The 12,209-nt window shown below is 39.3% G+C and carries 10 protein-coding genes; 6 read left to right on the top strand and 4 right to left on the bottom strand.

All coding sequences use genetic code 11. The features are described from left to right. Position 1: 1 nt before the first annotated feature. From PLZ15_04105 to PLZ15_04085, 5 genes are all read left to right on the top strand, one after another. Positions 2-1,213, top strand: a complete 1,212-nt coding sequence (locus PLZ15_04105) for an alginate export family protein (protein HOI28921.1) — start codon at positions 2-4, stop codon at positions 1,211-1,213. Between the two features lie 89 nt (positions 1,214-1,302). After that, positions 1,303-1,593 carry a muconolactone Delta-isomerase family protein gene (locus PLZ15_04100; GenBank protein HOI28920.1) on the top strand — a complete coding sequence of 97 codons (291 nt, stop codon included), beginning with the start codon at positions 1,303-1,305 and terminating at the stop codon, positions 1,591-1,593. Further along, entirely contained in the window at positions 1,590-2,222 is a 633-nt protein-coding gene (locus PLZ15_04095; GenBank protein HOI28919.1) for an HAD family phosphatase, read from the top strand. Before PLZ15_04100 ends, PLZ15_04095 begins: the two co-directional genes overlap by 4 nt. An 81-nt stretch (positions 2,223-2,303) precedes the next feature. Then, a complete protein-coding gene (locus PLZ15_04090) occupies positions 2,304-4,103 on the top strand; it encodes a beta-galactosidase (GenBank protein ID HOI28918.1) in 1,800 nt (599 codons plus the stop codon). Between the two features lie 132 nt (positions 4,104-4,235). Further along, on the top strand, positions 4,236-5,492 hold the full coding sequence (locus tag PLZ15_04085) for a hypothetical protein (protein ID HOI28917.1): 1,257 nt from the start codon (positions 4,236-4,238) through the stop codon (positions 5,490-5,492). Here PLZ15_04085 and PLZ15_04080 read toward each other — a convergent pair. Next, complete coding sequence (locus PLZ15_04080) at positions 5,489-6,124, bottom strand: corrinoid protein (protein ID HOI28916.1); 636 nt, start codon at positions 6,122-6,124, stop codon at positions 5,489-5,491. The two genes, PLZ15_04085 and PLZ15_04080, sit on opposite strands and share 4 nt — an antisense overlap. Positions 6,125-6,277: 153 nt before the next feature. Here PLZ15_04080 and PLZ15_04075 point away from each other — a divergent pair, with 153 nt between their 5' ends. Beyond that, positions 6,278-6,685, top strand: a complete 408-nt coding sequence (locus PLZ15_04075; GenBank protein HOI28915.1) for a PEGA domain-containing protein — start codon at positions 6,278-6,280, stop codon at positions 6,683-6,685. A gap of 40 nt (positions 6,686-6,725) precedes the next feature. On the opposite strand, the gene PLZ15_04070 is transcribed toward PLZ15_04075, so the two are convergent. Genes PLZ15_04070 through PLZ15_04060 form a run of 3 tightly spaced genes read right to left on the bottom strand, consistent with a single transcriptional unit; the run spans position 6,726 to position 12,161 of the window. Then, positions 6,726-9,113: a sucrose synthase gene (locus PLZ15_04070; GenBank protein ID HOI28914.1), complete on the bottom strand. Its 2,388-nt coding sequence runs from the start codon at positions 9,111-9,113 to the stop codon at positions 6,726-6,728. Next, on the bottom strand, positions 9,113-11,275 hold the full coding sequence (locus PLZ15_04065; GenBank protein HOI28913.1) for an HAD-IIB family hydrolase: 2,163 nt from the start codon (positions 11,273-11,275) through the stop codon (positions 9,113-9,115). The genes PLZ15_04070 and PLZ15_04065 overlap by 1 nt, the downstream gene beginning before the upstream one ends. Further along, positions 11,265-12,161 (bottom strand): PfkB family carbohydrate kinase, encoded by an 897-nt coding sequence (locus tag PLZ15_04060; GenBank protein HOI28912.1) that lies wholly within the window; start codon positions 12,159-12,161, stop codon positions 11,265-11,267. The genes PLZ15_04065 and PLZ15_04060 overlap by 11 nt, the downstream gene beginning before the upstream one ends. Positions 12,162-12,209 lie beyond the last annotated feature (48 nt).

Raw genomic sequence — 12,209 nt, 5'->3', positions numbered from 1 at the left:
AATGAAAAAATTCTTGTCTTTAACATTATTGTTTTTATCGGGTTCTATTCTGACTGCTCAAGAGTCGATTAAAATTTCAGCCCAGATTCGCCCGAGAATTGAAATTGAAGATAAAGATTTCAACTCATCTACGCGGTTAAGTACGCAAACACTATTTAGAACAAGATTAGGATTATCCTTTGCTCCTTCCGGAAGTGTTTCGGGCTTTATACAACTTCAGGATTCAAGAAAATTTGGTGAAGAATCGGCCACAATTGCAAATATGAAAAACGTTGATCTTCATCAGGCCTATTTCAAGCTAGATCAATTGTTTGACCTTCCTTTTAGTTTGAAAGCTGGACGTTTTGAAGCTCTGTACGGTTCGCAGCGTTTTTTCGGAAACAATAACTGGAATAATATAGCAAGGTCTTTCGACGGGGGAATTCTGGGATATAGTAGCAGTAAGATAACTATCGACCTGTTTGTATTTCGTGAATACGAAAGATCTTTACCGGGCGACTCAACTGATTATAATGTTTACGCGTTAATAACCGATCTGGATGTGATTGAATCAAATAAAATTCAAACGTATTTTATTTTTCAAAGAGCTCAACCAACAACATTATTGAACCGGGCGACAGTAGGGATTAACATTAAGGGAAATATTGATCGTTTTAACCACGAAATTGATTTTGCATACCAGACAGGTTCATTTTATTCCGGAGGGAGAGATCAGTCCATAAGTGCATATACTTTTTCCGTCAATGCTGGATACAGATCCTGGAGCCCTCTTAAACCTGCCGTTAATCTTCAACTGGATCTGGTTAGCGGGGATGATTCACCCGGGGACAATACTTTTAAGTCGTTCACATCTTTATACGGAGGCCGGCATAAGTTCTTCGGCTATATGGATTATTTCGTGAGCTTCCCAAACGATACGTACGGACTCGGATTGATTGATCTTATCGGTAAGCTTAGTGTAAGTCCAATTCAAAACCTTACACTTAATATTCATGCCCATCTTTTCAGTTCTATGCATGAATATATATTGAATTCGGGAACAGGATCTAATTCCTTTGGTTCAGAAGTCGACGTGGTTGCAGCCTATAAGTATAGCGATCACGTATCATTTGAAGGCGGAGCTTCAATGTTTTTTCCCGGTGATATTTTTAAGGAAAAACGGGGCAAAGACAACTCTTCCTGGTTTTATATAATGGCGGTGGTAAATTTCTGACCGCCAACTAATCATCTTTAAGTTGTAAAGGGATGTGAATAACGTCCCTTTTTTTTATGTTTGACTTGAAAATAAATTCAAAATGAAATATGAAAATACTGGCGATTGAAAAAGAGAATAGCGGTGTCGATTCCGGGAAATTTGATCTTTATTCTAAGGAAGAGGCAGGAAGAGTATGGGAACTATATAAGGAAGGAGTAATCCGCGAGATTTATTTCAGAACCGATAAAAACGAAGCAGTTCTTCTACTTGAATGCGGTGATGCGGCTGAAGCCAGAAAAATATTAAACACTTTGCCTCTGGTTTCAAACGGACTGATCGATTTCGAAATCATTTCTCTTAAACCGTATCCCGGTTTTGAAAGGCTCTTTGCCGAATGATAAAATCTATCTTTTGGGATAACGACGGAATACTTGTAGACACAGAAAAACTCTATTATAAAGCATCTAAACTTACATTTGCAAAGATCGGGATCGATCTAACCGATGAGATGTACGTTCAGTATTTTTTAAAACAATCACATGGAACCTGGCATCTGGCTAAAGAGCTCGGCTACAGCGATGAAAAGATTTCTGAATTGCGCAGAGATAGAAATCAGTTATACAGCAGACTATTGGAAACAGAAATTGAAATTATTGACGGAGCCGAATCCGTTCTGAATAAACTTTATGGAAAAATTAAAATGGGAATAGTTACAAGTTCCCGCAAAGATCATTTCGAGATTATACATAAGCAGACCGGCTTTCTGAAATATTTCGATTTTGTTATTACGGGCGATGACGTAAAAAATACAAAACCGGATCCGGAGCCATATATTAAAGCACTTCAGGTTTCCGGAATGAAGAAGGATGATTGCATTGTTGTCGAAGATTCGGAAAGAGGATTAAATGCGGCTCTTCAGGCGGGATTACGCTGTTATATAATTCCTACACACCTCACTTTAGACTCGGATTTCACCGGTGCCGAAAAAGTTCTTAATAACATAAAAGAAATTCTTTCCTTAATTTGATATCAAAGTTTTAAAACTTATAATCCGTGGAAATCTTATAGATCTGCGAAATCCGCGTTCTATTCCTTTTGAGGTGTTGCTATGAGAACAAAAATTATTTTTTTAGGAATTATATTATTCGGTTTTACTTCTTTATCGGCACAGGATTTTAAAATCTCCGGCAGCAATTTTATTCTGGATGGAAAACCGTTCAGAATCTTTTCGGGTGAAATGCATTACAACCGGATACCACAGGAATACTGGAAAGACCGTCTTACAAAACTGAAAGCAGCAGGATTAAATACAGTCTGCACTTATGTTTTCTGGAACGAACACGAGCCGTCACCCGGCAAATTCGATTTTTCGGGTAACCTGAATCTTGCAGAGTATATAAGGATTGCTCATTCGCTCGGATTGAAAGTTCTGCTGCGTCCCGGCCCGTATGTCTGTTCGGAATGGGACCTCGGCGGTTTGCCTGCGTGGCTATTGAAACAACCCGACATAAAGCTCAGATGCATGGACGAAAATTATATGTCGGCTGTGGAGCGGTATCTGATGCGGCTCGGTAACGAACTTAAAGATCTTCAGATTACACGCGGCGGACCTATTATTATGGTTCAGGTGGAAAATGAATACGGAAGCTACGGTAATGACAGGGAGTACATGAAAGAATTGAAACGGATAATCCGTAAAGCGGGATTCGATGTTGAGCTTTTTACTTCCGACGGACCGGCACATTACCTGCTGGAGAGCGGAACTCTTGAGGATGTGGTTCCGGTTGTTAACTTCGGCGGCAATCCGCAGAAAGCTTTTGAGGAACTCGAAAGATTCAGGCAGGATATTCCGCATATGTGCGGCGAATACTGGTGCGGATGGTTCACTCACTGGGGAGATGAAAAATGGGGAAGCGCCGACTGGGAACGTCAGAAAAAAGAATTGCAGTGGATGCTTGAGAACAACAAATCATTCAATCTTTACATGTTCCATGGCGGGACAAATTTTGCATTCTTTGCCGGAGCCAACTTCAGCGATAAGTATGAACCGGATGTAACAAGCTACGATTATGACTCACCACTCGATGAAGCCGGAAGGCCGACTCAAAAATATTGGGACATCCGCGAGATGCTCGCAAAATATCAGCCGGAGGGATCCGTTCTGCCTGATGTTCCAGATAATATTAAGTTTATCGAGATACCGGAAATCAAGTTGGTAAAATCTGCAGATCTGTTTGATAATCTTCCCGCCCCCATCAAATCCGTTCAGCCGAAACCGATGGAAATGTTCGATCAGAATTCCGGATTTATTCTATACAGAACGAAACTGATAGGACCGAATAGCGGGACTTTGAAAGTAACCGATCTGAATGATTACGGACTTGTCTTTGTAGACGGGAAATATATCGGCACAATTGATCGTACAAAAAAAGAAAACTCAATTACTCTACCCAAAACCGATGCAGATAATCCTGTTCTTGACATTCTTGTTGAAGGAATGGGACGGATTAATTTCGGTCAGCAACTGATCGACCGGAAGGGAATTACCGAGCGCGTAACATTAGGCGGTGTAACGCTGATGAACTGGGAAGTGTTTACTCTTCCAATGGACGGCAAATACTTATCAAAAATTAATTATAAAGATATTGATACGGCGAGCGCACAGAAATTTTTTAAAGGTACATTTAATCTGAATGAAACCGGCGATACGTTTATTGATATGAGCAAATGGCAGAAGGGGGTTGTCTGGGTGAACGGACATAATCTTGGCAGGTATTGGAATGTTGGACCTCAGCAGAGATTGTATTGCCCCGCCCCGTGGCTGAAAAAAGGGGGGAATGAAATAATTGTTTTTGAGCTTCACTCAAAAGATGTGGGGGAAATCAAGGCTTTCAGGACAATGAAATAGATATAAGGTTTTAACTGCATTATTAAATTAAGGGTGTTACGGATAATTTATTTTTGATTTCTGCTCCGGCAGAATTAATTTACGAACGAACTAATAAACAGTTCTTACAACTCACAATCCATGGGTGCCTACATGGAAGAACAAAAAATTAAGTATGGTTTTATTCCGGTTGCCAGCAGCATCACATCCATACCCCGGGAGGAAATAGCCCGGGAAATTCAGATAATTCTTAATCAGTATGAAATATATCAGGTGGACGAGCATTCTGTTACCCGTTCCATACCTCTTCTTTATTTTATACTTACCGGCGGGACCGAACAATTAACTTACAATCTGATTGCCGAGCGGAGAAAATACTTCAATCACGAACCTGTAATTCTACTCGCTCATCCCGGCAACAATTCACTGCCGGCCTCGCTTGAGATTTTAGGCCGCCTTCAACAGGAGGGAATGAAAGGGAGAATTATTTATCTGGATGAAACATCTAACAAGGATTGCTGGCGCGATATCGAGAAAACCGTTAAATATTTCGAAGTCTATTATAAAATGCGGAATACAAAAATCGGACTGATCGGCGATCCGTCCGACTGGCTTATAGCAAGCATGCCCGGTCATGAAGCGGTTCAAAGGGTATGGGGTGCGCATATAACAAAAATTCCACTCGAAGAATTGAAGAATATGATACCACAAATTACCGATGAGGAAATTGAAGATGAACACTTCGCGTTTGTAAATAAGGCGGCTAATGTAAAAGAACCTTCTAAGAAGGAACTGAAAAATGTTGTTAAAGTATTTGCCGCATTGAGAAAGGTTATTGATGAATATAAAGTTGATGCAATTTCACTAAGATGTTTCGACCTTGTAACAGACCTAAAAACCACCGGTTGCTTTGCGCTCTCCAAACTGAATGATTACGGTATTGTCGCTTCCTGCGAAGGCGATATCGTCTCTACGCTCGGAATGATCTGGTCCAGCTATCTTACCAATCAAATCCCGTGGATGGCAAATCCATCACGCATTGATGAACAGAATAATTCCCTCTGGCTTGCTCACTGCACGGTCCCGATCGGAATGGTCGCTAATTACAAACTGAGATCCCATTTCGAATCCGGTCTCGGAGTAGGAATAGAAGGGGAGATATCGAAAGGTAAAGCAACCCTTTTCAGAATCGGCGGACGCAATCTGGATAAACTCTGGATCTCGAATGCAGAAATAATCCAATCAGGTTCCGAAGAGAATCTCTGCAGAACCCAGGCCCTGGTTAAACTGCATGGAAGCTACAAAGTGTCGGATATACTTTCCGAACCGCTTGGAAATCATATGCTTCTGCTCAGGGGCAATTTTGGAAAAGAACTGACCGCCTGGTGGGAAATGTTTGTAGGTAATTAAGACAGTAACGCGTCGGCGGTTTTAACGGCGTCGTATGCGTCTCTTCCGTATCCGGCGGCTCCGATCTCTTCGGCAAATTTCTGATTGAGCGGGGCGCCTCCAACAATAAAAGGAACATTTACATTCTTCTCCTTAAAATGATCGATCACCGGTTTCATATTGACCATGGTTGTTGTAAGGAGGGCTGACATTCCGATTATATCCGGTTTATGAGTTTCATACTCCTGATAAAATTTATTCACATCGCACCCGGTACCGATGTCGATTACTTCGTACCCTGCACCCTGCATCATTGTCGCAACAATATTTTTCCCGATATCGTGCACGTCGCCTTTAACGGTTCCGATCAGAACTTTCCCTTTCGATTTAACCGCGCCGGAAAGCATAAGCGGTTCTATAACTTTCATCGATGTCTTCATTGCTCTTGCTGAGACAAGTACCTGCGGAACAAACATCTGGTTATCCCTGAACCGCTGACCGACAACTTCCATTCCTTTCATCAGGCCGTCATTTAAAATAGTCTGCGGATCGCACTTCTCGTCAATCAGTTCCTGCGTAATCCTCTGCGCGTCGAGATGTTTGCCGGTAATTACTAATTGTGCAAGTTCAGAAAGTTTTTCCTGTGCGGTCATCAATTCACCTGTTGAGTGTTCTGTTTTTTGGATTCAAATTTAGAAAGGAAAATCATCAAATGCCCGCATTTTGCGGGTTTTTCTATGATAATTCAGTATCAATATAAAAATTGCTAGTCTTTTTTCGATAATAAATCAAAAAGGATTTTATAAATGAGATTTCTTTTTAATCTTGTCTTTCTCCTTTGTGTTCTTATTCTGATTTCCGCCTGTTCAACAGTTATTAATACAACCTCTCAGGAAGTTGAACTGAAATCGAATCCGCCGAATGCAAAAATTACAATCAACGGAATAAAATTCGGAACAACTCCCCAGATTGTAAATATCGATAGAGGATCGGATCATTCTGTAAAGCTTGAACTTGAAGGCCATGATTCTTACGAAATTCAGATTACACGCAAGCTATCAGCATGGTTCTGGCTTAATGCTTTGAACGGATTTATTCCGGGCATGCTTACTGATATGATAACCGGCTCTATGTACAGTCTTCTTCCGGAGATAATTGAAGTTGATTTGCAGCCGGTCAAAGTTATAGAACCTGAAAAAAAGGGAAGAAGGTAAAAGTCTTCTTCCCATTTTGTAAAATTCATTTAATAGTTAATTATCTCCGCATATGTTCTTCGAGTAGCATATTTGCTCTTGACCGGAACAGAGTATGGTAAATTATATCCAGATATGCTTCCATATCACCTCGATCCAAATTTGTAGAGTATTTCCAGAAGCCGTAAAGTTTTGCAAGAGATAGTAACCATTGAGTATAAAGTTTCCAGTTGTATTTTTCATTCACCCGTTTAATTGAGTTTTTTGAAATGTGATCCCACATTTTAGGATTGATGTTTATGTCTTTTAAAAAGTAAAGTATTTTTTCGATTGTATCGATTTTATTAACCGGATCGATATGAAAACCGTTAATGTTGTTCTGAATTATTTCCAGCGGTCCTCCGTATTTTGTAGCGAATACAGGCAGACCGGAAATCATTGCCTCTAAAACAGTTAATCCGAACCCTTCAAACAATGCCGGCTGAACAAATATTCCTTTCCGGTCGGCAATTAATCTGTAAATTTCCCCCGCTTCATCTTTGTGAAAGAGTTTTCCGATCCATCTTATTTTACCGTGAAGATTGTGCCGGTTTATCAATTCATGCATAAGCCGTATCTGTTCTTTTTCCTCATTGTCGTTAGTTCGGGATTCATCCACCTTACCGGCAACAATAATCAGGTTTGCATATTTCTGAAGTTCTGTGCTTTCGCCAAAGCAATCGACAAGAAATGTCAGGTTTTTTATTCTATCAAGCCGTGCCATTGAAAATATCGGAGTTTTATCCGGGGTGTCGAATTTTCCAACCGTATCTTCGTCTTGAATATTGTTAAAAACCAGATCGTTGAGATAGTTTTGCGTCTCTTTAATTCTTTGATTTGACTTAGAATAGGGGAAATAGATTTTTTCGTTAACACCGGGTGAAACGACATTGAATTTAATATGATGGGGATTAACCCCGTTTTCAACTCTGTATAAACCGGGCATTGTAAAATGCTTGTATGATTCATACTGTCCGATAGAATTTTCGGTACCTGCAATTTCCTGGAAGGACGATGTAATCAAGAAATCGGCAGAATTAATTGCGATAAGATCCGCAGTGAACTGCATAGAGAAGTGATAATATTTTTCAAGATCGTACCAATAAAGAGCGCTGTACAGGTATTTGCTTTTTTCGAGAGCATGAGCAATAGAGCATTGAGTTACCTTAAAGCTTTTTGAAAGCAGGTAAGCAACCAGGTTTCCATCCGAATAGTTGCCTATTATTAAATCGGGTCTTCCGCTAAATTCGGCCATAAGTGCGGGGTAGGAGTCCTCGGCAAATTCTTCGAGGTAAGGCCAAATTTCAAACCGCGAAATCCAATTTTCTGTAACCCGTCTATTATGTTCACGGAATGGAATGCGTAAAATCCATGAGTTTTTTGTGCCGCTGATTTTTTCAATCCGCTTATCGCAGTTTGTATTTTGTGAATTTGGAATTAACCTTGTTAAAACAACAATCTTCGGCATAATATCCAGACCGGATTGTTTGAGAGAATCAATCATTGCTTTCTCTAATGCTTTAACCTGGTCGAGAATATACACAACCTGTCCGCCGGTGTCCGGTAGACCGAGCACTCCTTCCTGGGCAAAATAACCGTGCGGGGATATTATGGCTATCTTAAATATCATAGGAATAGCAGAAATAAACTTTGCAAGCACCTCGTGATCGGGAGAATTTAAAAGCTGATCCAGTATTTTAAGATTGTTAAGAATTTCTTGCGAGTCCTTACCAAGTCCTTTCTCGAATCCGATATCCTGCAGCATATGTTTTATTTCTCCGTAGGGGACAGCTCTGCTGTTCTCAGAAAGCTGACGTATGGCAATGTCAATCTGGTTGTTAAGGTGCCTCGGGTTTTTTATTCTGTCGTTAAGAATCAATTGTTCGCCGTTATGTTTGTGCAGGCGCATAAAATCGAATAATATATCTTTCCATTTTTCAATATTGGTAAACATCTGGCTGGAAAGGAACCGGTTCAAGTATTCAACTCCCGAGCCGATATATTTTGTATCGCGGACTGAAGGAGATTTATCATAAAACGGTTTGAAATTCAAATTCAAGAGATATTTTGCCATATAAGGATTTGCGCGGGACTCTTTGTTTGCTAAATATTCTTTTGCCTCAATTTCTTCTACTAAAAATTCCTCAAGATTAATCTTGTAAAATGATGTTAAAGCAATCTTCTCTCGCACATCCATAAGTATTGTATGATCAAGAGAAACCGTTTCCTGAATTTTTTCTATGAATTTTTTTAATTCGTCTTCTTCCGTGGATTTATTTTCAAAGGTATCGTAAAGCTTTAGAAGTTCGCCGGTTATTAATAATTTTTTTTGTTGACCGGCGACAACTTTCAGAAATCCGATAAATTTGTTGCGGTATTTTTCAGCGATATCGGTTATTAACTTGTACATTAATTGCTCCTTAAGAATTGGTAAAAATTAATTCCTTCAATAATTCCGGCAGCATGAGGTTTTTTGGCAAAATATATTTTTCTTTTTCCGCGAAGTCTTTCTAATTCGGGTGCATGGTTGGCTACTACAATTCCCAGTAATTCGCCGATTAGCATGTCTTCATCATTGCCCGAATCACCAGCAACTAATATGGAATCATGCGGTATATTCCATCGATAACTGAGATATCTTACCGCTCTTCCCTTGCTTGCCCTTGTCGGAAGTATGTCTAAATATTTTCCGTGGCTGATTATTAAATTGGCTTTAATTTTATTTTTAATCAGGGTATTCTGTATAGAATCTATATCAGCCGATTCCTTTTTAATATTATAACTAATTTTATATTTCCTTTGGGTTTCTTCTTCCTGATATTCTAAATAGTCGAAATCTTTTAGTAATAGTACTATCTGTTCGCGTTTCCATTGCTGCGAAATATGAGCATCCCAGCCGGTTCCGTATGTATAACCTTCCTTACTTTTATAATAGATTTCGGATCCTACCGATGAAATAATAATATCCGGAAGTATAAAATCGTTTTCCAGAAGGACCTTTTTTACCGATTCAATAGTTCTTCCGCTCGCGACGCCGAAACCGATTGTATCGTGCATTGAGTTTATGATTTCCTTTAACTCTTTCTCCGATTCCTTATCGCCGAGAATTGTATCGTCAATATCGAAAATGATCAGTTTATTAAAATTGAAGAGTCTCAATCCCGTGCTAATCAAAGCTTTCGGTTCGTCTTTGCTTGCCGTAATTAATTTATCAACTATGTCTATATATTTTCTGGAGTGTGCCTCCCATGTATAAAATTGTTTAATGCGGTTTATTCCGTTTAGGGAATAATTCTCCCACAATTTTTCATTGTTTAGTATTTTCAAAACAGCATTTGAAATATTGCTATGATCATGAACATTCACCAATTCGCCGTTTTTAAGATTGGCTATTATGTCCCGCGGTCCTCCGTCGTCTGTTGCGACAACGGGTATTCCGCTTGATGCTGCTTCAATAAGCGTTAATCCGAATGGTTCGTTGAAAGCCGAATTAACAAAAACGCCACTCGATTCAGCGGCAATTCTGTAAAGTTCAGGTACCTCATGTTCAAAGTCGTGCCTTTTGGGAATAGCCATTTTGCCGTACAAATTGTATTTATCCATCATAAGCAGAATTTCGGTTAACACTTCCCTTTCAATGTCCGGCATTTGTGTTATATCCTTACGGATTCCGGCAAATATTGCAAGGTTAGCTTTTTGCTGAAGCTCTTTATTTTCACCATAAGCTTGTATTAAACCGGAAATATTTTTTCGTTTTTCCGGACGGCATAACGAGAGAATAATCGGTTTGTTCATGTTGGTAAAAAATTTCCATAACTCGTTCCGGATACCGTCGCGTACTTTTTGAGATTCATCATCCCATTCCCGCCTTTCATTAAATGGATAAAATTTTTCGATATCGATACTTGGAGGAATTACTACGAATCGTTCGGGAGTAAAATTATTATATAAACCGTACTGGTCGGTTATTTCCTGGTTTGTGCTTGTAATTATTTTATCGGCATAAAATGTTACAGCTTCCTCGGCCTCAATTCTACGTGAAATTTTGTACCGCTTTTCTATATCTTCAGTTGTCAGACCCTGTTTAATTAGATTATTGCGTTTGTTGATTCCGAGCGAATGACCGGTATGAATGAGAGGTATGCCGAAAAATTTGGTAAGCTCGGTACAAACAAAACCGGCATCAGCATAATGGCTGTGAATTATATCGGGCAGTCTTCCTTTTGATTTTATGTATTTGATTGATTTGTCTACAAACTCTTCGAGATGATTCCACAGCAATTCTTTGCGTATATATTTGCTGCCGCCGCATCCGATTCGTATGATTTTAAGCTTGTTGTTAACGATTTCTTCTTTATAAGAGTAATGAGGTGATACTTCTTTATCGTTGATATATCGTGTTACTATTTCGACACAATCAATATTCTCGTGCAGGCTAATAGATTTTGCGAGTTCTAAAACGTACTTGGTTTGTCCACCGGTATCAGCATCACGTCCAAGCTCAAGGTCGTGCCCGCGTAATAATCCGTGGATGTTGTAAAGCTGAATATAAATACCGTTGTTAGCTGTCATCTTCGTACTCTCTTATATATTTGTTATAAATTGTATCGATAGCTGGCAAGGCGCCCTCTATGCCGCAAATCTCTGAGGCAAACTCGTTTGCAAGTTTGTTGATCTTTCCCAATTCCATTCCTTTTAAATAACCGATGCATAGAATTGAAGCAAAGGCGTCTCCCGCACCAACGGTATCAACAATATTTTTTACATCGGCCTTGTATTTATTAAACTCCTTTCCGTCGTATATCAAAGCCCCTTTGTCACCAATGGTAACACAAATCAAATCAATGTTAAATGAACGGATCAATTGTTCCATTGCTCTGCTGCTTTCCTCATTTAATCCAAATAGCTTTTTAAGCTTTTCGAGTTCGTACTCATTGACTTTTATAACGTTACTCGCGATGAGCACTTTTTCTATCATGCCCCTTGAAAAAAAATCATGACGCAGATTCAGGTCGCAAAAGTATTTTATATTTTTTCCGAAGAGTGATTGTATCGTAGTACGCGATGTTTCACTTCTCTGAGATAAAGTGCCGAAGTATAAAATGTCGGTATCTGTCTCAATCAGTTTTTTTGAATCTTCATCCAACACGAGATAGTCGTAGCTGCATTCTGCTGAAATGTTGAACCCTGGTGTTTTATCCTCGTTAAGTTTTACTGTAACGGTTCCGGTTGGGTTATGCTTATCAATTTTGATATGTTCGATAGGAAATCCTTTTACATTTAGGAGATCAAGTATTTCAATCCCGTTTTCATCGTTGCCTATACTTGATATAAATTTTGCATTGCCGATTATTTTCCACACATGATAAATAAAATTGAATGGGGCTCCGCCCAATCTCTTTTTATCCGGATATACATCCCATAAAATTTCACCAACAGCAGTAATCCTTGGTTTCATAATCATACCTTGCAATAATAATTATGTAGAATAACAGGGTTAAACTTG

This window comes from Melioribacteraceae bacterium, assembly GCA_035362835.1.
Taxonomy (GTDB): Bacteria; Bacteroidota; Ignavibacteria; order Ignavibacteriales; family Melioribacteraceae; genus DSXH01.
This window is presented reverse-complemented; position numbering and strand designations above follow the sequence as displayed.